The sequence below is a fragment of the Paenibacillus sp. CFBP 13594 genome, assembly GCF_014842675.1.
In the GTDB taxonomy this organism is placed as follows: domain Bacteria; phylum Bacillota; class Bacilli; order Paenibacillales; family Paenibacillaceae; genus Paenibacillus; species Paenibacillus amylolyticus_B.
Map to the genome: position 1 here is coordinate 1,456,107 of NZ_JACYVQ010000001.1, position 23,408 is coordinate 1,479,514.

24 protein-coding genes are annotated in these 23,408 nt (G+C 45.0%); 2 read left to right on the forward strand and 22 right to left on the reverse strand.

Features of this window, described 5'->3' with window-relative positions; all coding sequences use genetic code 11:
• Window positions 1-19 precede the first annotated feature (19 nt).
• Complete coding sequence (locus tag IFU39_RS32820) at window positions 20-181, reverse strand: hypothetical protein (protein ID WP_244660883.1); 162 nt, start codon at window positions 179-181, stop codon at window positions 20-22.
• Between the two features lie 45 nt (window positions 182-226).
• Window positions 227-832 carry a TetR/AcrR family transcriptional regulator gene (locus tag IFU39_RS06485; RefSeq protein WP_105598614.1) on the reverse strand — a complete coding sequence of 202 codons (606 nt, stop codon included), beginning with the start codon at window positions 830-832 and terminating at the stop codon, window positions 227-229.
• 282 nt (window positions 833-1,114) lie between these two features.
• On the opposite strand from IFU39_RS06485, the gene IFU39_RS06490 reads away from it, so the two are divergent.
• Window positions 1,115-2,554: a DHA2 family efflux MFS transporter permease subunit gene (locus IFU39_RS06490; RefSeq protein ID WP_105599131.1), complete on the forward strand. Its 1,440-nt coding sequence runs from the start codon at window positions 1,115-1,117 to the stop codon at window positions 2,552-2,554.
• Between the two features lie 97 nt (window positions 2,555-2,651).
• On the opposite strand, the gene IFU39_RS06495 is transcribed toward IFU39_RS06490, so the two are convergent.
• The 3 genes from IFU39_RS06495 to IFU39_RS06505 form a co-directional block, all read right to left on the reverse strand.
• A complete protein-coding gene (locus IFU39_RS06495; protein WP_105598613.1) occupies window positions 2,652-3,884 on the reverse strand; it encodes a cytochrome P450 in 1,233 nt (410 codons plus the stop codon).
• A gap of 210 nt (window positions 3,885-4,094) precedes the next feature.
• Complete coding sequence (locus IFU39_RS06500; protein WP_105598612.1) at window positions 4,095-4,382, reverse strand: hypothetical protein; 288 nt, start codon at window positions 4,380-4,382, stop codon at window positions 4,095-4,097.
• A complete protein-coding gene (locus tag IFU39_RS06505; protein ID WP_105598611.1) occupies window positions 4,379-5,521 on the reverse strand; it encodes an NAD(P)/FAD-dependent oxidoreductase in 1,143 nt (380 codons plus the stop codon). The genes IFU39_RS06500 and IFU39_RS06505 overlap by 4 nt, the downstream gene beginning before the upstream one ends.
• Before the next feature lie 295 nt (window positions 5,522-5,816).
• Between IFU39_RS06505 and IFU39_RS06510 the strand changes: the two genes are divergently transcribed.
• Entirely contained in the window at window positions 5,817-6,632 is an 816-nt protein-coding gene (locus IFU39_RS06510) for an AraC family transcriptional regulator (protein WP_091016528.1), read from the forward strand.
• Here IFU39_RS06510 and IFU39_RS06515 read toward each other — a convergent pair.
• From IFU39_RS06515 to IFU39_RS06595, 17 genes are all read right to left on the reverse strand, one after another.
• Window positions 6,629-7,270, reverse strand: a complete 642-nt coding sequence (locus tag IFU39_RS06515) for an HAD family hydrolase (RefSeq protein ID WP_105598610.1) — start codon at window positions 7,268-7,270, stop codon at window positions 6,629-6,631. The genes IFU39_RS06510 and IFU39_RS06515 overlap by 4 nt on opposite strands.
• A 39-nt stretch (window positions 7,271-7,309) precedes the next feature.
• Complete coding sequence (locus IFU39_RS06520; RefSeq protein WP_105598609.1) at window positions 7,310-7,903, reverse strand: DUF1349 domain-containing protein; 594 nt, start codon at window positions 7,901-7,903, stop codon at window positions 7,310-7,312.
• Window positions 7,904-7,998: 95 nt separating this feature from the next.
• Complete coding sequence (locus IFU39_RS06525) at window positions 7,999-9,243, reverse strand: MFS transporter (RefSeq protein WP_051449724.1); 1,245 nt, start codon at window positions 9,241-9,243, stop codon at window positions 7,999-8,001.
• 80 nt (window positions 9,244-9,323) lie between these two features.
• Window positions 9,324-10,355: a zinc-dependent alcohol dehydrogenase gene (locus tag IFU39_RS06530; protein ID WP_091016533.1), complete on the reverse strand. Its 1,032-nt coding sequence runs from the start codon at window positions 10,353-10,355 to the stop codon at window positions 9,324-9,326.
• A gap of 42 nt (window positions 10,356-10,397) precedes the next feature.
• Window positions 10,398-11,705, reverse strand: a complete 1,308-nt coding sequence (locus IFU39_RS06535; protein WP_192131716.1) for an aminotransferase class III-fold pyridoxal phosphate-dependent enzyme — start codon at window positions 11,703-11,705, stop codon at window positions 10,398-10,400.
• A 37-nt stretch (window positions 11,706-11,742) separates the two neighbouring features.
• A complete protein-coding gene (locus IFU39_RS06540; RefSeq protein ID WP_091016536.1) occupies window positions 11,743-12,897 on the reverse strand; it encodes a glycosyltransferase family 2 protein in 1,155 nt (384 codons plus the stop codon).
• A 354-nt stretch (window positions 12,898-13,251) separates the two neighbouring features.
• On the reverse strand, window positions 13,252-13,818 hold the full coding sequence (locus tag IFU39_RS06545) for a TetR/AcrR family transcriptional regulator (protein WP_192131718.1): 567 nt from the start codon (window positions 13,816-13,818) through the stop codon (window positions 13,252-13,254).
• Window positions 13,819-14,033: 215 nt separating this feature from the next.
• Window positions 14,034-15,512, reverse strand: a complete 1,479-nt coding sequence (abc-f, locus tag IFU39_RS06550) for a ribosomal protection-like ABC-F family protein (RefSeq protein WP_192131720.1) — start codon at window positions 15,510-15,512, stop codon at window positions 14,034-14,036.
• Between the two features lie 375 nt (window positions 15,513-15,887).
• On the reverse strand, window positions 15,888-16,424 hold the full coding sequence (locus tag IFU39_RS06555; protein ID WP_192131722.1) for a GNAT family N-acetyltransferase: 537 nt from the start codon (window positions 16,422-16,424) through the stop codon (window positions 15,888-15,890).
• A 35-nt stretch (window positions 16,425-16,459) separates the two neighbouring features.
• Complete coding sequence (locus IFU39_RS06560) at window positions 16,460-16,843, reverse strand: hypothetical protein (RefSeq protein WP_192131724.1); 384 nt, start codon at window positions 16,841-16,843, stop codon at window positions 16,460-16,462.
• A gap of 137 nt (window positions 16,844-16,980) precedes the next feature.
• Window positions 16,981-17,586 (reverse strand): pentapeptide repeat-containing protein, encoded by a 606-nt coding sequence (locus IFU39_RS06565; RefSeq protein ID WP_091016549.1) that lies wholly within the window; start codon window positions 17,584-17,586, stop codon window positions 16,981-16,983.
• Window positions 17,587-17,837: 251 nt separating this feature from the next.
• Window positions 17,838-18,446 (reverse strand): GNAT family N-acetyltransferase, encoded by a 609-nt coding sequence (locus tag IFU39_RS06570; RefSeq protein WP_192131725.1) that lies wholly within the window; start codon window positions 18,444-18,446, stop codon window positions 17,838-17,840.
• 32 nt (window positions 18,447-18,478) lie between these two features.
• A complete protein-coding gene (locus IFU39_RS06575) occupies window positions 18,479-18,841 on the reverse strand; it encodes an Asp23/Gls24 family envelope stress response protein (protein WP_091016552.1) in 363 nt (120 codons plus the stop codon).
• Window positions 18,842-19,007: 166 nt separating this feature from the next.
• Window positions 19,008-19,484 carry a hypothetical protein gene (locus IFU39_RS06580; RefSeq protein ID WP_192131727.1) on the reverse strand — a complete coding sequence of 159 codons (477 nt, stop codon included), beginning with the start codon at window positions 19,482-19,484 and terminating at the stop codon, window positions 19,008-19,010.
• Window positions 19,481-21,499, reverse strand: a complete 2,019-nt coding sequence (locus IFU39_RS06585) for an alpha/beta hydrolase family protein (protein ID WP_192131729.1) — start codon at window positions 21,497-21,499, stop codon at window positions 19,481-19,483. Before IFU39_RS06585 ends, IFU39_RS06580 begins: the two co-directional genes overlap by 4 nt.
• Window positions 21,500-21,520: 21 nt before the next feature.
• On the reverse strand, window positions 21,521-22,450 hold the full coding sequence (locus tag IFU39_RS06590) for an ABC transporter permease (RefSeq protein WP_091030896.1): 930 nt from the start codon (window positions 22,448-22,450) through the stop codon (window positions 21,521-21,523).
• Between the two features lie 16 nt (window positions 22,451-22,466).
• A complete protein-coding gene (locus IFU39_RS06595; RefSeq protein WP_192131731.1) occupies window positions 22,467-23,384 on the reverse strand; it encodes an ABC transporter permease in 918 nt (305 codons plus the stop codon).
• Window positions 23,385-23,408 lie beyond the last annotated feature (24 nt).

The window sequence follows — 23,408 nt, forward strand, 5'->3', positions numbered from 1 at the left end:
TCTGTCCTCTCCGTTACGTTTAAATATATAGTTCAACTTGTATATTAAATAGTAAAACATCTTGCTTATAGTATATCCACAGCAGAGTATCCGTCACATAACCAACGATCCATTTAGGAGTAGAATCCAGTATGATCTCGAACAAAGAAATCTCACCGACGAGTTCTGCACTATATTTCATTACATTATCCCTCCTCTATTAACGTTAGGTGCAATTGTAGCATGATTATATCAGGTCATTATAAGAGTACGAGCGAATCAACGAGAATTGTTTAGCCAGGAAATGAGGGGAATATGGCATATCATTACGCAACCAAGCCACAATGGTACCGATTAGAGCAGACGAACCATACCAGATGGCAATTTCCTTGTGAATGCCGGAATCCTCCAGAACATCTTCCATTTCGGCTCGATCTATCTTGGCTTTGACCAAGGTACTTAACAGTTTCAGGAGTCGTTCTGTGAAAATGGGTGTGCGCTTTGTGGCAAGTACCACCTGATAGAACGAGGCGTTCTCTGCAAAATGCTCCAGTAACTTGACCAGAACAGGCCAAGCCTCTTCCGTCCTTTGTTTCTCAAAATGAGGAGCATATTCAACCACGATCCGTTCAATATGCTCGATCATCTCATCGGCCATCTTCTCCATCATATCCGTAATATCACGATAGTGCAGGTAGAAGGTTACCCGATTGATCGTCGCTCGTTCGGCAATTTTGTTCACTGACAACTTCTCAATATCCATTTCCTGCAGCAATTCAACAAATGCACCTCGAATTAACTGACGCGTTCGCAATATTCTTGGGTCCACGGCTGATTTCTTCTCATTTTTCACGTGTATCCCTCCTATCAAATTTTAAACATTACAATTTAAAACAATCAGTCGTTTATTTTTGATTTACACAACAAATTCATTTTATTTGTAAAATAAACGACGAAAACACGTCATAACGTAAATTGTAATCTGTCCGAATATGTATATAATTCAATAAATACAATGTAAACTATACAACACGTTGTAAATTTAGTCACGCGTGGATTGAAAGGATGAAAAGGATTGAGTCAGGCTAGAATACAAGATGAATTATCCGTAAAGAAAGGTCCCATCCTGTTTATCATGATTTTGGGAGCCTTCCTTGCAACGTTGAATCAAACGATCATGAGTGTCGCTACACCCGAACTGATGGGTGATTTTAACATCTCCGCCGCAACCGCACAATGGTTAACGACAGGTTACATGCTGGTGAACGGGGTGCTTATCCCCATTACGGCCTACTTCATGCAACGCTTTTCAACCAAGCAACTATTCCAAGCTTCCATGTTTATTTTCCTGATTGGTACCATCGTATCCGCTCTTGCAAATAACTTTGGTACATTGCTGACAGGACGTATGATTCAGGCAGCGGGTGCCGGCATTATCATGCCGCTCTTGATGCACGTTATTTTGACCTTGTTTGCCCCTGAAAAACGAGGATCTGCGATGGGTATGGTTGGTTTTGCCATCATTTTTGCCCCTGCAATCGGGCCTACCCTTGCCGGTTATATCCTAGAGAACTACTCTTGGCAAACGATGTTCTACGGCATGATTCCATTAACTCTTATTGTCATTGCTTTTGCGTTTGTATACCTGAAGAATGTATCCGAACGGGTCAACACAAAGTTCGACACAATCAGTGTGGTGCTCTCCACGATCGGATTTGGCGCATTGCTCTATGGTTTCAGCAGAGCAGGAAGTCTGGGATGGTCAAGTGCAGAAGTTCTTATCTGTATTACGGCTGGAATTGTTTCTCTTGCCCTGTTTACATGGCGTCAGCTCGTTTCCGAAACTCCGCTGCTTGATCTGCGGGCTTTCAAATACAACATGTTCTCCCTGACAACGGTCATCAGTATCGCGATTACAATGATCATGTATGCTGACATGATGTTGCTTCCCTTGTATCTCCAGAACGCACGTGGTTACACTGCACTGGAGTCCGGATTATTACTTCTGCCGGGTGCGCTTGTCATGGGCTTCCTGATGCCAGTAGCCGGAAAATTGTTTGACCGATTTGGTGCGAAATGGCTTGCTGTTATCGGGATGGTGATCACCATCGTAACGACAATTGGTTTCATCGACTTAACAGATTCAACCAGTTATGGTTACCTAGTATTAATGTCTACCGGCCGCCGGATTGGTATGGCTTTGCTCATGATGCCGATTCAGACTGCGGGGCTTAACCAACTGCCACCAAGACTTGGTGCACACGGTACAGCTATCTCCAACACCGTCAGACAAGTGGCTGGCGCTGTAGGTACTTCATTGCTCGTAAGTGTCATGACCTCCCGTACAACGGCACACGTACAGGATATGATGGCAACTGGTGCAGCCAATGGTCTCAGTCAAAAACAGCTTGCTACAGAATCCATGATCCAGGGTATAAATGATGCTTATGTCGTTATCATCGGTATCGCTGTCGTGGGATTGATTCTTTCCTTCTTTATTAAACGTACCAAACAAGCCAAAGAGGAAGAAATCAAACAGGTTGTAAGACAAAAAGTTTCCATGAATTCAAATTAAGTTATCCAGCCTCATACTTGCACAACAAAGCGGCAGATCAAGACGTTCACGTCTGATCTGCCGCTTTTTAGGTTGTCCAATGATGAAGCTCATTACCTTAGCCGACAATCTTCACTGGCAGATGGGTCAATGACTGTCCCGGAGCTGAAGTGGCCAGATTATTCTCCAGATCAAAGGACTCCACCGGCTCAATTCGAGCAATCTTCTCAACAAATGCAGTCAAGGCAATGCTGAGTTCCATTCTTGCCAGCGGGGCACCCAGACAAAAGTGTGGGCCATTGCCAAAGGTAAGATGTCTTTTATTATTATGACGATGAATATTTAACTCAAACGGGTTTTCAAACATCTGTTCATCCATATTGGCTGCACTCATCCAAGAGATGACGACGTCTCCTTTTTTTAAATCCACCCCGAGCAGTTGGTTATCCTGCTTCACTGTCCGATGTCGCTTGGCATTGTGGAACCGATAACGAAGCATTTCTTCCACTGCTAGCGGTACCAACTCCGAATTCTGTCTAAGTTCTTCATACAGACTCGGGTCATCGTACATGAAGGAATAAAATGTATTGGATACCATATGGCTCGTTGTCTCTATACCGGCTCCAAGCAGAAGCATGGTCGTGCGAACAACCTCATCCTCCGTGAACTTCTCCCCCTCAACATCAACGTTCAACAGATCGGTAATGATATCCTCACCAGGATGAGTCCGTTTATGAACTACAATAGGATACAGGAATTGATAGTACTCTTGCGCTGCAATTTGTTTTTTCAGTTCACTCTCTTCAGCAGTCTTCGGATTGGTAGGTTGAAACAGAATATCTACCCAGTTCTTGAAGCGATGACTGTCTGTGAGAGGGATACCGAGCAGATCAGCCATAACCATCGAAGGCAGCGGAGCAGCCAACGCTTGAACAATATCAATGGTCGTATTTGGCTCAATATCTGCTACCAGCTGCTCTGCAATGTTGCGAATTCGTGGCTCCCAGTTTTTCAGACTACGTGGTGTAAAAGCAGCGGATAACAACGAACGACTTTTTTGATGACGGGGCGGATCGATACTTGAAATGTTTAATTTGTCCGGAGGTGTGCCTTCGTTATTCTTCGCTCCCACCGCAATGGTCGTTCGAGTTCCTTCGGCTGAAAAATACTCATGATTGCTGAGGACCTGCTTCACATCATTGTATCCGAACACATTCCAGGTATCTGTATCTTCGTGATAGTAGACAGGATGCTCGGACAGCATTTTTCGAAACCAGTGCAGTGGGAAAAACTCTTCAGACCTGGACTGAAACCCCGTGATGTCCTCAACACGTATCACTTCTTTATACATTTGGAATCCACCTCTCAGCATAGTTTCGTGATTGGTTACATGGGTACCTGAATTGACAGTTCAGCACCTACATCCATTTTATACCATCCGTTCATTTAATGGTATAAACCATTTGAACTAAATCACAAAAACCCCTTAAATAAGGGGTTTTTGTGTATACACATCGTATATTAAGTGTCAGGATTTCAGAAAAAACGAGATATGAGCCGATTAATCGCCTAGTTTCGTCAATGTTTCCTGTAGTTGCTCCAGTTGTTCAGACAGGGTTTCAATCAAGTTCTTCGTTTGGCTTGCCTTCTCCATTAAGACTTGCTCGTCCGAACCGTCTATCGATGCATTACCGATTGTTGATGACTTCAATTCTGACAATTCGCGTTCGTATGTTTTTTGTTTTTCCAAAGCGATTCGCAATTCTTCTTTTGTCGTACCGATCTGATGCTCCAGATATATGATGTCGGACAAGTTCGCTCCATCGGATAAACGTTGTGAATATGTCATGACTCACCTCTTTTAATATCATCCATTGCTTTGCCAACAGTATAGGGCTCAATATCGATATCCAGCTCCATGCCGAGAGCTAGTTTCGCCAGTTGACTCCCGATAAAAGGACCCATGGTCAAGCCAGAGGCACCAAGTCCATTCGCGGTAATCAGCCCCCGCCACCCTGGCACAGCTCCCATTACAGGCAGAAATCCAGGTGTGAACGGACGGAAACCCACTCGCACTTCCTGGAATGTGCTATTGGCTAGCCCCGGCGCCAGTTCCAGACCTTTATTCAAAACTTCCTGCATGCCCCCTGCAGTGACTCTTGTATCATAACCCTCCACATCATTTTCATGAGTGGCTCCAATGACAATCTTCTGTTGATCAAAGGCCAGGAGATATTGGTCAGACGGGGGCATAATTACAGGCCAACGGCCTGTATTCTCCTCATCCGTCACATGTAAATGCATAATCTGCGCCTTTTGATAATGCACTTTAAAGTGTATGCCTAGTGGCTTCAGCAGTTCGTTGGCCCATGCACCTGCACAGACAACGACTTCATCTGCCAGGAAACTCTGATCATTAACACTCACACCAATGACCCGATCCGCTTCGAATTGAAGCGTGGCGTCTCCATGGATCACTTCCGCTCCATTTCGCTGTGCAGACCGGATCAATGCATCGCGCAGCGCTCTTCCATCTATACGTGCAGCACCACTGATATGTACCGATTGATAACGTTCATCCAGCAATGGAAAACGTTCACGGGTTTCTTTGTCATCAAGAGGTGTAATGTCGCCAATCTCCGGTGCATCTGCTTTGCGAAGGTGGGCCCGCTCTTCCATCTTATTGATTTTGTCCACATCCGTATGAATACTAAGCGCGCCCACTTGAGCATAACCGGTTTCCGTTTCTCCTTCGGCTTTAAGCTCCGCTATGATGCCAGGATAGAACCGCGCACCAGCCTTGGCGAGCTGATACCAGTCCTGATTACGTCGCTGTGACAGCCATGGACAGATGATACCGGCAGCTGCATCCGTCGCCTGTCCTATATCTTTTCGATCTACGATGATTACCTCTGCGCTCCGCTTGGCTAATTGATAGGCTGTTGATGCCCCCAGAATACCCGATCCGACTACGATGACTTTCTTCATGTTTGCATCCCTTTCTTTAATCACTCATTCCTTATAGCGTATACCGTTTCGCATTCTGTTGGCAAGGCAGGCATACTTTTGGATCCATAAATAGAGGCTGCTCAGACCACAGTTCATACTCATTCATCCAATAAATAATTGCTGAAGCATTTATATGAAAACGTTTTATATATTGTCCGTCATTCAATTAAAATTATTCCATTTATGTAATATAATTCTTTCTAGGTTTCTTTTAACGCTGTAACCACGCCACTTACGCACATGATCCTTTAACGAAAAGAGGAATAACACGACGATGCCGAAACCTAGTATGGGGAATCCGCTGGATACCGATATGCCGCTCATGATTACAGGGCAAAACCAGTTGACCGTTGATGAATTGATGAATTGGAGCGACCATTCACGGGATTACAGCATTGTACAGTGCATCGGAGGAACCGGGCGAATCGCAGCAAAGAATCATGAATTTTCGATCAAAAAAGGGACCGCTCTCATTCTGTTCCCGGAGGTAACCTACCGTTACCACAATCTGAGTGATTCATTACGATTTGATTGTCTGTCTTTCAATGGCTATTTGTTGCCACGGTTCTTGCATACCTTGCAGATCGGGGAGCTGCGCGCCTTCAAGCCGGACGGAATGCTTCATATCCTGTTGCGTGAAATTACGTTGGCGCTGCAGTCCCGGCACAAGGATCAGATCTGGCACGTATCTGCATTACTGTACATGCTTTTGGTCAGATTAACCATTGAAGGTGAACGCTATAGTGCTTACGAACGTTCTGATGCCCGATTAAGATTGGATGAACTCATTACTTTTATCAAACAAAATTATCATCAGGATATTTCTCTCCCCATGTTGGCTGAGCAGATGGATGTTACCGAGCAGCACCTCAATCGGATATTCAAAAAAGAATTTCAAATGACTCCACTGGAGTATCTGATGCGATATCGGCTGTTGAAAGCCAAGGAAATGCTCATCGAAAATAACGCTACTACCGCTCATGAAATAGCCGAAGCTGTTGGTTTCAACAGTGCCAGTTACTTTGGATCAGTGTTCAAAAAATACGAAGGGATCTCCCCTATCGAGCTACGCAAGCAGTATCTGGATTAAAGCGCCTCCATATCTATCTCGGCCAGCGAGGATAACCGCAGTTCATGCATGGCGAATTCCAGACCACGTGTTACCTCGTTAGGCACGATGATGCAACGAATACCTGCTGCATTGGCTGCCTTCAAGCCATTAGGTGAGTCTTCGAACACAATTGCTTCGGAAGCCTCGATCCCAAGACTCTGGAGAGCAAGAAGGTACAGTTCAGGGTCCGGTTTCACTCGCTTCACATCTTCGGAAGTATGAACGACTGTGAAATAATCGAAAATGCCTAATTTCTGCAAGTAACCGTGCACCCAGTCCCGTGTGGAGCTGGAAGCAACCGCAAGTTGAATCCCCTTCTCCCTCGCAGACTGAAGCAATTCATGCACCCCTGGAAGAATGGCGGCCTGTCCCAAATAGGCTTCGTACTTCTGTTCTGATAACAGCTTGATATGGTCATGATCTATCTTTTTTTGGAGCGCCTGCTCCAGATACAGAAATGGATGAAACTCCTCAAAGGATGTCCCCACATTTTTCGACCAAAGCTCCAGACCAAGTTCTACTCCGTGCTCTTCATAAATATCGCGAAATGCATAGTACCAGGGTGTCTCTGTATCCACAATAAGTCCATCAAAATCAAATATAAATGCTTTTACCATGAACCTGTTCTCCCTCCAATGATCGGCCGGGGGAGCGGATTAGAACCGTGCGGTCAAGTCCGGATGAGTAACGTTCACGGATAAAAAGTGACACGTACAGCCCGTTCCAGTCGGCGATTGTACAACTAATCCAGCTCGAAGTTCCCCTTGAACCGGCATGCCGAAATATCGAATTAGTTTCCACTCTTCACCATCGGGTGAATAAAAGAATGATATGCATCCCTCTACTTTGCATATACGCAGATAGGGATTAGGTACGGAGACTTCAACCGAATTGCAATCATCGGATGAACCATCACGTGTCACCACCGACACGATGGTAGGCACTTTTCCATCATATTCAAAACAAATTTTGCACCAGTTAAGATCATCCGCCATCACCATCAGGCATCCGGAATCATATTGATTTTTCATATCAACGGTTAATTGGGTTGTAATTTCGAAATCGCCAGGCACAGGCATGGACAAGAAAGGAGCAGTTGCACGAATGTGTTTCCCCGCTGGATCTTGGAAAAAGTCGGTGTCCGCCTTCGCTTCCACCAGCACGCCTCCCTGATCCGTATAGGACCAGGTTTCGGGCTCGTTCATCCAGCTCCATTGCTTCCGTGCTTCTGTTGTCATTACGTTAGTCATTTGTTAGTAGCCTCCCAAGTTAAAATATGTTCTAGAGGTTGTTCTAGTTTTTTTCTGTACTACATATTCGCTCCAGATACAGTAAACCCCTTTTTCTACATATTTTTGTAAGGTTCCAGCACTTGGGAGTGCTTTTGCGGATCTGGCAAGAAGAACATAATAACCATGAGTACGACATATAGACCAAGAATTACACTGAACAATAGTGTTGGATTGTGATGGTAGAGCAGGCCCGTCAGGTAACCGGATGGAATGGCTGTAAGCGTCATGACGGTCTGCACGGCCGAGAACATATCGGCTTTCTCATGCGTACCCAATCGGTTCATCAGCAGGGAATCCCGGTACGTCTGCAAAATGAAGTTACCCGCAGCGAGCACGATTAGCGTGAGAAACAACATTCCTATATTCCCCACAGGGATCAATAGAAACAGAATGGCTCCGGCCGTGCTAAGCACAATGGAAAAACCAACATACTTTTCCTCCGAACGCCGTTTCAGTCGCGGAATGATGACCAGATAGAGCAGCATGACGGTTACCGCAGTCACTACTGGGATAAACGAAATGACACGGTCATCAAATTTCAACTGTTCCTTGAAGAAAATGACCTGGAAGAAATTCAGCTGCAGAATCAGATTGGATAACACCGTAATCAGAATAATCGGAAAAAGTCTCCGTTTGTAGAACGATTTGCCGAACAGGCGCAGACTGGAACCCAAACTCTGAAGTACACGGGTTTTACTATGCAATCCCATAAGTTCCTTGCCGACCTCGGTCTCATCCGTGTATCGGTTACGTATGAAGAACATGGCGGTCATGAGGATGCCTCCGACAAAGTAAATGCTGGCGAGTGTAGGTACAATACCATAATCAGCAATGACCACCCCGGCAATCGGCGTGAGTACACCAGCCCCTGTAATAATCATGTTGAGAATAGCAAATACCTTGGATCGTTTGTGTTCCTCGACATCCTCTATGATCAGACAGTTAAAGGCAACCGTTACAAACTTGGATGTTGCATTAAGTAAATAAGCGATCAGGAACAGCCAGAAGTTCTGAGAGAAGGCCCAGATGAACATAGGAACACTCCAGGCAAGCAGATCAAAGATCAGCGTTGTTCGTTTTCGGCCCAGCTTATTCGTAATGGAACCTGCAAACAATTGAAAGATAAAGGCAAAATAAAGATTCACCGAATTGATTAAACCGATTTCTATGTCCGAAAGTCCGGCTTCCTTCATATATAAAGGAGCGTAGAATAGAACGATCGTGCCCGGAATGGCCCATACCGGTTCGAGTAAAATGGAGTAGCGTGGATTCTTCGGCAAATCTTGAAGCAATTTCAATCGATATCCCTTCCTTCTGCGGTTTTCACCGCTGCGAATTCCAACTTCTCGCAGCGGCAAACCCGCTAATGTCTATATGCTTATAGGATAAGAGCTGTTTTGACCGAATTCATCGGCAACTTCTCTCCAGTATGCATGTCATAACCAATCGTTCCATTAAAGGCCTGTTCATAATCACTCAGCAGTTCCTTGGCTGTCACCATCTGTTCCAGTTCCGGGATGCTTTGGGCAAATTTCAGTGCCGTACTGATCATCGAGTGATTAGCAACCGCACCGATGATACTAATGCCATCATTAATCACGGCTGTTGATTTGAACGTCACCTCATAGCTGTCGTCATATCCCATAGGAATAATCTTGCCGCCTTTGGCAATCAGCTCAAACCCTACATGAAGCTGGTTACCAACCGCGTCCACTACAATATCAAACTTTTTGTTATTATTGATCTCGTATACTTTATCGAGAGTCAGATCCTGAGGATAGAACACGTGATCCGCGATCCCTGAAGCGAACTCTTTGCGGTATGGATCAACTTCCGTGCCTACAGTAAGCCTTGCCAATCGTTTGCTAACAAGCTGACACAGGGAACCGATTGCTCCAGAACCGAGGACCAGTACAGAGTCACTTGGCTTAGTCCCTGCTTTCATGAACGTCTGAAGTACACATCCCAGTGGTTCGATCATCATGGCCGTTTCCCAACTCATGGAATCCGGGATAGCATAGATATACTTTTCGTCCCCAACAAAATATTCAGCAAAGGTTCCGTGTGTCGTCATCCCTACTTGGTAGTCATCAAAATTCTCGCAGTAGATGAACAGACCCTCACGGCAGTATGAGCAGGTACCGCAAGATTGTGTGGGATCAACCAATACCCGATCACCGATCTTGAAACCACGAACTTCTTCGCCCACCTCAACCACTGTGCCTACGCCTTCATGACCAATGATCGTTCCTTTATTCGCCGGCACTTTGCCTTTGACAATATTCAGATCTGTACCGCAGATGCCTGAACCATAGATTTTAATTTTTACCTGGTTTGGCTTTTGAATGGTTGGCTCCTCAATCTCCTGGTAAGTCACCTGTTTGAGATCCTGATATACGAGTGCTTTCATTGAATAATTCCTCCTAGTCGATTGTCGATTATGATCTATGGATTAAGCTTCAAACGTTTTCGAAAGTTGCATCGCATGAAGATGTTCCTGCTTCTGAATCTCTTTCCAGTCTGACAGGATCTGCAACAGCGCTTCCTCGACCCACAGCAATTCTTCCCGTGTATGGGCATCTGAGAAAATCAAGTAACCTTTGGTGAAGATGCCGAAGTGAGCCATTCTCTTTACCATGAACTCGCGGAAAGGGTCCGTTTGAAAGTTATCCTCGGCCAGAGATTGAATGCAGAAGCTTGCATACGTCCCCTTCACTTCCAATTGATCTGTTAATCCGAGTAATACAAGTTCAGATTCCAGACGATCCATGATCCGGGTTGCCGGATCACGCCAAGTCGGCCACACTTTCGCATTTTTCATTAATCGTTCACAGGCAATGGCTGCCGCGAGCGCTGTTGTTTCGCTGGAATGGGCATTGCTGAATCGGACCTGTCCCGACAGAGACATCAAGTGCTCTGGCCCCAAAACCGCTGCGAGCGGTAACCCGTTTGCCATACCTTTGGAGATACAGAGCAGATCAGGCCAGATGTCATATTCTCCTGCTGTAGCCTGTTTGCCCATTCGAATACCGGAAGTGACTTCATCGAATATGATAATGATGTCCAGAGAGCGGCATAGGTTGACGACTTCCTCCAGTGCCTCCCTTTTCCACTCGTTGGGACATAAAACAATACATGCGATATCCTCGGGAGATGAGGTAATCTGGGCCTCAATTCGCTCCGCAGTAGGTTTGTTGACCCAGATCGTTGAACGCTCGATATCCACTGGAATGCCCCGTTCTTTCGTTTGGCCACCATAATAGCCGTATGCGGACCAATCATGCCACCCATGATAAGCCGTCGCAATAACCTTGCTTTTGCCACTTGCGGCACGAGCAAGTCGTACGGCCCCACTCACTGCATCGGCACCACTCTTGGTGAAGCGCAGCGACGGATAACGACCCTCGAACCGCTCCAGAATTAACTCGGCGCATTCAAGCTCGATGTCGGCCGGAACCGAGAAGCTAGTCCCTTTTTTCAGCTGGTGAATGACGGTTAATTGGACTTCATGCCTCGCATGGCCCCAAGACGCCGTACCCATGGCCATTTCGCAATCCAGCCATTCATTACCGTCGATATCTGTAAATCGGGATTTGTAAGCCTCTGCACAACATACGGGTGTATGCCCCGGAAATAAACGTTCAGGTGCTTTGGCTAAAGTGCTGCATCCGCTCGGAATTACCTTTTCGACTTGCTCCAACCACTCCAGATTACGGGTAAATCTTACGGCACGATCGAGCGTGCTCTCTTTTTCTTTCACCTTAAGTACCTCCCTGTTTATTTTCGTTGTGAGTGAATTACCGAACTTTGGTTCCAGGCCAGCATCCATCGTATATGCGATCCATCGTGATCACATTGCCATACAGATCAATGATCAGATCCTTGGCTCGATGGGCATGTCTCATCTCAATCCAGTAGCGGTTCTCTAATAAACGGGCGAAATTGTCTACCAAAAACAGTAACCGGTTCTCACTATGAATCAGTTCTTTACCCAGTACCTGTGGCAGCCAGATGGCCCCGTTGGAATTGAAGCGATTGGAATAGTCACGTACCTCGGCTACATTGGCAAAGTCAGCTTCCTCCAACTTGGTCCAGAATGTATCCGCATCACTGCGAACCTCGGCAAGGTCAATGCCAACAATCGGCAGATGCTGGTATTCAACTTGACTCTCTAGCTGTGCTTTCAGATGACTGAAAACGAAAGGCCACACATCAGCCTCGATTTGACCGCCCCACTTTTTCCAGAAGCGTGCCAGATTATTCTTGCGGTTGAAGTTCCGGTGAATGCCGCTACTGCGTTCCCAGTGATATGCTTGAATATTCGGATTAATGACCGTATCGTATCCGGCAGCTCGTGCCCGCATCTGATAATCAAAGTCCTCGTACCCGTTAAAGAATTTCTCATCGAGGTTACCGATGGTCTCGTACACCTCCCGCTTCATGCCAAACATGGCGAACACCACCAGTTGAACAGAGAAGGTTTCTTTTGGGATATCATCAGGAGATGCGTTCAGGAACAGGTGTCGGCCGATGGTGTCCGCAAAAGCAATGCCGCAATGCTGCACGCCTCCTGTTTGCGGATACAACAGAACCCCTCCAATCATGCCAATCGTAATATCGCTATCCAGTGTCTCTTTCATCATCGGTTGCCAGTTCGGTTGAAGAATGGTGTCAGAATCCAGGAAGAAAATGTACTCTCCCTTGGCTAGACTCAGTGCGCTATTAATCGACACGGCGCAACCGAGTGGAAAATCATGCTGAAGAATCTCGATGGTCACACCTTCTCTTACTTCTTGCTTCAGTTTATCCAGATGTTGAAAGACTGCTGAGCCGGAACCATCGTTGATGAAAATAATCTGGGTGGATGGACTTACCGTCCGGAGCAGCGAATCTGTGAACAAGTTCAAAATGTTATAGTCCTGGTTGACTGGCACAATAATGGTGTAAAGCATGGAATCCCTCCTGATTTGGGTTGATGGAATGAGTACATAAGCTGATTTTGAACTGCACAATTGCTGGTGTTTCTGTCCGGCCCCCCTTGTTTGAATATTTTGTCTTTATTTGGTAATGATTTGAATCTACTAGAAATTTATATCATTTTTTGTAAACTGGAAATCTTAAATTCTGAACTCTGTTAATATTTGAATATGTGAGAAAATCAAGTCTTTGCAGCTTGCGCACTGAGAAACGCTGTTGTGAACGCAAAAAAACACCCTCAAAGAGTCTGTGTATCCAACGATACGATTGACTTTTTTGGGGTGTTTTCGCTATTAAAATCTAATGTTTTTGCTTCTATTGGCGCTGACCTAGTGCTGCTTAAACCCATGATAAAACGTGTCTACTACAAGCGCGGGAGCTGCTTTTCTCGCGATGTGACCACTTACAACCTGCTGCCACGTCAGGAACATGATGGAATACAGCACATCAACAATCCAGGTTTTATCAAGATCGGAGCGAAAATAACCTTTCTGTTGTAACAGACCGACCGCATGCAGTACCGGTTGTCTCAGTTTCAGATCTGCTCCCTCAATCTCTGGATTATAGTTAATGGTGGTGTCATGAGCCAGAAAATATATTTTGTCGCCTAATGGAATCAGCGCCTCAATCAGCTCAGGTATGTACTTTTCACAGTGCTCTTCATCCAGTTGAACTTGTTGCATGGTCTCACTGACCACCTCGATTGCGCGTAATCCCAGATGAACCATGAGCTGTTCGCGGCTTTCCACATATCGATGTAAAGTCGCAATACCGATTTTTGCAGATTCTGCAATTTCATTCATGGAAGCATTCGGTTTTTCAATCAGCAACTTGGTGGCCTCGTCCAAAATGGAATTGAGCCTGGTTTGTTTGATTGTAGTCATTTCTTTTTTCATTGGTATTACACCTCTTAGCGAGTATAGTTCAACAATTGATCTGTTCATCCATCATATGATTGGATTAGACCATAAAATTATAGCATACTTCCTGACCATACCAATGTGTGCGTGTAACAAACAACTTTTATATGGTTGATCGAGATATGAGAATATGTAAAGTTTAAGAGCCGCCATATGGCGGCTCCTAACAAGGAATTGTTCTTCATTAATACTCATAGTTCAATGATTCTTGTTGCAATATTGGTACAAAATTCACGATCATGTTCTACAAAAAGCAGGGTTGGCGAGTATTCCAGCAATAAGTCTTCGATCTGCATACGTGAAATGACATCTACAAAGTTGAGTGGTTCATCCCAAATATGCAGATGAGCTTTCTCACTAAGACTTTTGGCAATGAGCACTTTCTTTTTTTGACCTGCGCTAAACGTTGAGATATCTTTCTCCAATTGCAGTCTGGAAAAATCCAACTTTCGAAGTATTGATTTAAACAGGCTTTCATCAATCTCGTGTGTGGCCGCATACTCAGATAAATGCCCTCCAAGATCGGACGTGTCCTGCGATACATACGAGATTTTAAGCTGATGATCCTTTCGGAAAAGACCTGTATAAGCAATATCTTCACCACAGATCAGTTTAAGAATGCTGGATTTGCCAGATCCATTTTTACCGTAAAGGGCAATACGATCTCCTTTTTCAACCGTGATACTGACATCCTTGCACACCGTATTGGCCCCGTACGATATCGACACATGTTCCAATTCGACAAGTTCATGCTTGTGAAAATCCAGCTGATGGATCTGCAGTCGTTCTGCACTCTCGATATTTTTGAGAAGTTTAGACTTATCTTGAATCGCAGATTGCTGCCTTTGTTCAATATTTTTGGAACGTTTCATTATTTTGGCAGCCTTATGCCCAATATATCCTTTATCCACCTTGGAACCGGAGTTTCTTGTACCATTTTTGGTCTTTTCGACTTCATGCGACCATCCGCCGGTCCGTTTGGCAGAATCGGATAAACGCTTGATATCTTTTATTAATTTCTCATTACTCGCAAGTTCAAACTGATCTTGCCTTCTTTTATTTTCCCACCAAGCGGAGAAATTGCCTTTCTGAATCTCGATGTTGCTCTTATTGATGGAAAGGATGTGGTCTACACTTTGATCCAGGAAGGATCGATCATGAGACACCAAAATAAATCCACTCTTGCTGCGGAGATAATCACCTACGATTTCTCTCGCATGAATATCAAGATGATTGGTTGGTTCATCAATGAGCAGAAACCGATTGTCCTTCAGGAACAAGGCAGCCAGCATCACCTTTGTTTGTTCTCCGTTGGATAACGTGTCGAAAGGCCGATACAATACATCTTCCGACACCTTCAACAGGTTAAACTCGCGTACAACTTGCCAGTGCAGATATTCAGGATGAATCTCGCCGATGACATCGACCGTCATGGCTCCCTTATTCTCTACCTGGAAAGGAAAGTATTCAAAGCTAACATTCGCAGAGATATGTCCGCTGTATTCATATTTACCGAGCAACAGATTGAGGAAGGTTGTTTTGCCTCTGCCGTTCCTGCCGGTAAAACCCAATTTCCAATCGGAGTCTAACTGAAAACTAACATTTTCAAATATATTATCGTAACTGCCATCATAGGCAAAGGTCAGGTTGGTAACGTTAATTAAAGACATGCAGATCATCCTTTTTATGTGAAATATAAAAGTAAACTGACGGGATTTCACCATCGAACATGGCATGGATTCCCTCACTTTAATATTTGAACATAATCAGAATGTAGATTCGCTTATACAATAAAGAAACCTGGCGATAAACTACTCAACGCCAAGTAGATCTATGCATAGGAGGACAAAGTGTCGGATTCTGATTAGTCATATTGTGAACCATGCCACTGTTCATGTTCGTTGACAGGTCCACATAAACATCCACAACCTCTAATTCAGTCATGACTCTATCCCCCCTTTGAAAGTTCAAAATTTAATACAGAAAACGTAACATGGAATACGATATGGGTCAAGGCGCCCTTCTTCAATCTTGGCGAGTAAAGATTAATATAAATATCCTAAAAAATCGAGTTCTCCTTCACTCCATGGCATGCTTCCAACTTCTTTAATCATTAACCCCTCCACCTCTTGATGCCCAACTCCAACTGTGGTTAAGGTTTCATGATCAATTTTCAACCACTTACATGTGTTGCTTACCGTTTTGAATCCATTTTTGCTATACAATTCCTCATGATCCGCAAATAAAAGGACAAAATCAACACGCCCTTTGGCCATCCTTTCCACTTCGGATATTAACAAAGAAGCGATTCCCTGAGAGCGAACAGCAGAAGAAACACACAAATCAATTATCCCTAACACTCTTATGGGTTTTCCATTTAAATTCATTATCCTGTAATCTATTCCTACATGCCCAACTAATTGGTTATCTGGGGCAAATGCCAGTACTCTGCCCTGTGGTATTTGCTTAAAAAACAATCTGTCTTTCGGATAAACTTCCGGAAAACTGGCAACAAGTAATTCTTGAAGAAGAGTTGACCATTCTTCACTTAGATCCACATCATATGTTTTAATTAATTTCAAAAAAATATCCTCCTAAATCAAGCCATTGATACACGTTACGGAGCATAAGCATCCTCTACCTCAACTTTTCGTTCATTCCCCATCGCAATGTATCTTACGTTAATGACATTCCCTTTCTGAAAGTGGGGAATATGTGTGATTGGAATATACGTCTCTACAATTGTTGGGAAGGTGCGGCCGTCAACTTGGGTTACAGTCAAATCCAGTCGTACCCCTGGCCTTCCATCCATACTGGATGAAGTCTGTACAATATCATGAATAATCGCTTCTGCTGGAATTCCGTCCATCAGAATGCTCTTTCGAAGATGCTGATTCTCTTTATTGTTACGTAGCAGTTTAAATGCCATAATTGTAGTGATTGTGCCTGTTATAAGCCCAAAGACAATAATAGCAACAATAGTAATTAATGTGACGGTCATGATAACCTCCTTTTAGTTGAAACTTATGTTAACTACTTCTTGTTTAGATCTCTTATTCCTGCCAATTTACTTGAATGGGAAAGCTTTAACGTCAAAAAAGCCGCCTTAAGGGCGGCTTGCTGCTGTGTATGTTCAACTCAATCTACTTTCGCACCATACGAGCGTACAAACAGAACGGCTTGTTCGCGATCCAAACGTACGCCTTTGATATCCAGTGATTTCAGATCGATTCCTTCCAGGTTAGCCCCTCTTAGATCGGCCCCTTGCAGCTTGGCTCTGCTTAATACAACTCGGGTAAGATCACAGTCTCTCAAATCCGCTTTGGTGAAATCCGTGTCCGTAAAGTCAGCCTCAAAGAAACGAATTCCTCGCAGATCCTGTTTCCCCAAACGTGTATGTCTCAGATTTGTATAGGACCAATCGCCGTGACTTAGTGTGATGCCATCCATTTGCGCACCTGAAAAGTCTGAGCCTGTCATCTTGCAGGAGCTGAATTTGGAAGCAAAGAGATTTGCACCACCAAAGGTGCAGTTTTCAAAAGCCGATTCCGTATGAATCGAACCATTCATGGAAGCCCCTTTGAAGTCACACTCGATAAAACGACAGTTACTCGTTTCGATTTCTTCCATAGAAGCGTTCATAAATGTACACTGCTTGAAAACACAGCTTATGAGTTCTCCATAGCGCAGATCACGTCCCTCAAAATGTACTGTTTCATATTCCTGATCCTTATATTGATACACTGGTTACACCCCACATTGTATATTTCTCCGTCTTACTTCATTAAAGAACTTTTATACTATACCACACCCCTGTCAAGTACCTGCTTAATCACCCACAAAAGTCAAGTTACTTTTTTTATGAGAAAAATCTGAAAACTAAAAAAGGGACGCATAAAGTGCCCCTCCAGCTCACACTTTTAACTGTTCAAATGTAGGCTTATATATGTGAAACTCTCCAGTTTGCTGCTTTTTTCTATTCGTATCAGAAAACATTACACCAGTTTTTTGGACAACCTGTACAGGGATAACGACGGTTTATTGATTTCCCCTACTCTCTGGTATCCCAAACGCTCGTAGAGTTTAATAGATAGTAGATTTTCCTTTTTAACCGTAAGTGAAGATTTGGACAGACCTTGTGTTATAGCTTGCTCCTCAGCAAAATGAATGAGGTGTGTCCCTACACCAAGTCCTCTGCTTTCAGGCAAGGTAGCCAATGTTCCGATGTGGTACTCGTCGTCCTCCGCTTCTTTTAATGTCACCATGGAGTAAAACTCTTTCCAGTGTTGGAGATTATACTTAATCAGGCTCCATTTACGAAGTTCAAACAGTTTGGAGAACGTTGGCAAAGCAAGTTTGTTCATTATAGTGGTCGGATAACACATGATCATGCCCAGCGTTTGGTTACCCATTTTAGCTTCATAAGCATATTGGTGACTGAATCGGTTCTGATTCGAACGCCATAACTTGTTGAATGTTTTCTCAATAATGCCTTTATCCTTGGTACCTGCAAGCGAATAGGCCATATATTCAAGTGCCATCTGATTTAGTTGCCCGCCGACTAATGATTGTGGACTGGCTTTTATTATGGAAATCTTATTCATCGCTGTCACTCCTCTATGTAGCTGAAATTGGACTAAAACCTCGCATCAGGTTGGTTGAATGATAACCCCTCAACGATCACATTCACCGTATCAATGGTTAATCCGGTCAGCTGTTCCACATGTAATCTCACATTGTGTTGCAATTCCCTGCAGACTTCATGCACTTTTGTTCCATAACAAACGACAACCTTTAAGTTTATCTCCAGTCTTGATTCTACCTTGCGGATGGCTATGCCATTTTGCAGACTTTTCCCACTCCACTTTTTGGTGATACCTTCTACAAGTCCTGTCGACATGGATGAAATCTCACTGGTAGTATTCGCGATCTTGCCGACAATTTTGGAGATCACATCATCCGATATTTGAATTTTCCCAAAAACATTTTGAATGGACATCTTAGGTCCCCCTCTTTATGCCTGCATTTTTTGATAGATAATAATATCATTTAATATAAATATAAATCATGAAGAGTCCGATTTCAACTTTTTGAATTCTGTCGTCCACATTTCTAACTGTACATACCAAAAAAAGCCGCGATCACCGCAGCTTCTGATGGTCATACTATGGGAATTTCAATTGAATAAGGACAGGAATGTGGGAGGATGACCCGGTCTCTGTTCTCCCTTCCTCTGCTGCCTCGGTTTCTTCAACTTGCACGATCCATTGCCTGCCAATTAACGATTGCAGCAATTCAATCTCATGTTCAGTCAGATGAATATGCTTCAATGACAGATCATCTTGAACATAATCCCGATCCATCTTACGGTCAAACCGGAAATCGAGCAATCTCTTCAATGCGTTAATATGCAAAAACTTAAACTCATAACCTTGACGTATCGCCATTTCCCAATCGTCTCCGATATCAGCTGCTGTCTGCAGTCTTTCATCAAAATCCATCGCGGGCTCTTTAACCAGAGGCAGCAACCGGGAAAAGTCACGACGTTGCAACCATTCAATAATGTTCTCCTTGGTTGCACCACTTGTCAGTACATTCTCTACGAGAAGCCCTACAGGAATGGACAACTGAGTTCGACTCATTGCTCGCCCTCCTCATTCCCGAGGTACTGATTGAACCAGGCATTCACCTGTTCGAAGCTATCGATACGTAATGAAGGTTTACCGCTTTTCAGCAAACTGTGGTTGGAACCCGGGTAACGAATCAGTTTGGTTTTTTTGCCGTATCGTTTTAGCGTAGTATATAATTCCTCCGCTTGTGCAATCGGTGTCCGATAATCCTGCTCTCCATGCATGATCAGAAGTGGCGTCTCAATGTGATGTGCATGGGCAAGAGGTGAGCGAGACCACAGGAATTCAGCGTTTTTCGCCGGATTACCACCAATGACTCCCTCAACATAGGAAATTCCAATATCGCTCGTTCCATACATGGACAACCAGTTGGAGATGCAACGCTGGGTTACAGCCGCCTTGAAACGGTGGGTATGCGCTACAATCCAGTTTGTCATCACTCCGCCATAACTGCCACCCGCTACACCCAGACGTGATGCATCAAGGAAATCGTATGTAGCCAGGGCATAATCAACAGCTTCCATAAGATCCCGGTAATCCCCTCCGGCAAAGTCGCCACGGCAAGCTCTGGCAAACTCCTGACCGTATCCCATACTTCCGCGAGGATTGATCCATAGCACAGCGTAACCTTGCGCAACGAGTGTCTGCATCTCATGACTATATATGCCCGTATACATTGCGTGGGGTCCACCATGAATCTGCAAAATCAGTGGCAGTCTCCCATTGGTGTCACGTATTGTCGGTGTGGCTAACCAACCTTGAAGCGGCCATCCATCGGAGGACGTAAACTCTACACGGACTGGCACATTTACAGCCAATTCAGCCATGAATTCATCATTTCGCCGGGTGAGCCTGAACATCTCACCACTGTTGATATCCACGCGATATAACTCTCCGGGTTGTTCAGCAGTTAACGCAGCGATAACCAGCGACGTACCATCTGGCGTTAAGGTATACTGATACACATCCTTTTCACCAGCACCCGTAACGGATTGACACTCTCCATTATCTTGAATACGGTACACATCCACACTCCCGTTCTGCGTCCCAAGTACATATACACCGCGTTCGGGATGATTGGCATCCGAGACAGGAGAAGGTGACGCACCTGCCGACTTCATATCTCCAAGCGCCGCGTTACCAATCTGCATATCTAATTGAGGTGCGATTGGCCTGGGTATACCTCGATGAACGGGGACAGCGTATAAGCTGTTGTGGCTCCCGCTTCCATACTCACGATCACTGGCGATCAGGATCAGCTGCTGCCCGTCGGACGAATAAGAGAATTGGCTTATCGCCAGACTGGAATCCGTCACTTTGAACAGATCACTCTCTCCCAATCGAACGCTGTATATATCCGTAAAGTACAGCAGATCCGCATCAAGCTCCTCATCCTCTACTTGCTTCGAAATGAAAGAAAGCTGCTGGCTATCTGGCGACCATACCGGGGCACTGATATTCCATAGCCCGGAAGTCACCTGTGTGATTTCCCCGCTTTTAATCTCATATACAAACAACTGGCTGTATTGACCGTCCCACCAGCCAGACCCTTCCGCCTTCGGCGTTGTGCGCTCGAAGACTTTACCTCGCAGCACAGATGCAGGCTCCTGTTGTGCGTCTGCTTTCTTCTGTTGGTCCTCCGGTTGTACTTTGCTGGTAAACGCAATGTACTGCCCGTTCGGCGACCAGATATAACTCAATATTTTACGTGCGGGAGATATCAGCATGACAGTCTCTTTTTGATCTGACTGGAGCGACCATAGTCCTTTACCCCCATCCACTGAGCGAATGAATGTGAGCTGTGTGCCATCCGGCGACCAAGCAGGTGAGGAATCTTTTGTTCCATCCGAAAGTGCAATATCTTCATCACCATCGAGCGAAATTCCTCGAATTTGTGTATTATATTCGTTTTCATCCTGATCTATGGTCTGTTCCACATAAGCCACTTGTCCGTTAGGACTGATCACCGGCTGGCTTATCCAACGGTAGTGACTCAGATCCTCCGGCATAATTGGTCTTTGATTCATATTGATGGCTCCCTTCTCCGTTTATTTATGGGTTGTCTCCGTACGTGGATCAAGCACATCACGCAGCCAATCTCCAAGGAAAATAACACCGAGTACGGTAAATGTGATGGCTAGTCCCGGGAATGTAGCGACCCACCAGCTTGTTGCAACGTATTGTCTGCCATCACTGAGCATCCCTCCCCAGGATACATCAGGTGGTTTGATACCTAGACCCAGGAAACTGAGTGAAGCTTCCATAATAATTGTCGTGCCGACATTCATACCGCAGATTACGATAAAGGATGAAAGGATATTCGGCAGAATGTGTTTCAGAATCAATCTTCCATTCTTCGCGCCAATTGATCTGGCCGCATGAACAAAATCCCGCTCTTTGATACTTAGTACTTCACTTCTTACCACACGGGTGAATGGAACCCAGTTCGTCACCCCGATGACAAAGATCAACGTTGTAATACCCGGGCCAACAATCGCCATCACAACAAGCATGAACAGAATGGTTGGAATCGCCATGAATGCATCACCTACACGCATGATGACTGCATCCAGCCATTTCCCGTAGAATCCGGATACCAGCCCCAGAATCGCGCCAATGATTCCTGATACAATCACGGCACCCATTCCTACAATCAAGGAAACTCTTGCACCATATACAATTCGGCTCCACATGTCTCTGCCCAGATTATCGGTCCCCAGCCAGTATTCGGCCGTTCCACCCTCAAGCCATGCAGGCGGTTTAAGGCGATTGAGCGGATTCACTGCCGCTGGATCATGACTCGTTAATAGAGGTGCACCTATGGCAATTAACACAACCAACAATACAAGCACAGCACCAAACATTCCGGTCTTGCTGATGATCAGTTGCTGCCAGATATAACGAAATCCCGTTGGTGCACGTCCATTGTCCTGTTCCTGTTCTGTACCCGGAATTGGCATTTCATTGCTGCCTGTCATATGATTGCACCTCCTTCTAGTCGTATTTGATGCGCGGATCGAGTAGCCTGTAAGCTACATCCGTCAAGATGTTGATGACCACAACGATAAAGGCAATGACAAACACCGCGGCTTGCACAATCGCCATATCATGTGTGTTGACTGCAACGACCAGCAACTGACCCAGTCCAGGCCAAGAGAACACCGTTTCCGTAATCAAGGTTCCCCCGATCAGACTTGTAAACTGCAAACTCATAATCGTTACCACCGGAATCAGTCCATTCCGAAAAGCATGTTTCACAATGACAACCATCCGGCCAAGCCCCTTGCTGCGGGCTGTTCGAATATAGTCCTGATTCAGAATCTCCAGCATGCTGGAGCGAATCAGCCGGGTCATCTGCGCGGCAAGTCCAACGCCAAGCGTGAATGCCGGCAAGATCAGATGTGACAACCCTCCGCGACCAGATACCGGCAATACGCCCAGCATGACGGAGAACAAGAGGATAAGCATAATCCCCATCCAGAAGTTTGGCATCGCCTTACCAATAACGGATATTCCTGAAATGATGAGATCGGTAAACGTATTGCGTTTCACAGCTGAAATGACTCCAAGTGGCACAGCCATAAGTACGGCAAAAAACATGGCGGCTACAGCCAGTTCAAAGCTGGCAGGTAATCTCTCCAGCACCAGCTCTAACGCAGGCTGATTGTAGCGAAAAGACTGACCAAAATCTCCCTGTATCGCACTGCCCAGAAACTTCGCGTATTGCGTATATAAAGGCTGGTCCAAACCAAGTGCCTGCGTCAAGACAGTACGATCTTCAGCGGTAGCCGTTTCAGGCAACATTAGCGCAACCGGATCACCGGTAACTCGAACCAAAATGAACACAATTAATGAAACAATGAACAGCACCGGAATGATCTGTAGTAATGACTTAAGAACGTATTTGCCCATTCCTTGTTCACCTCCCTTTTAAAA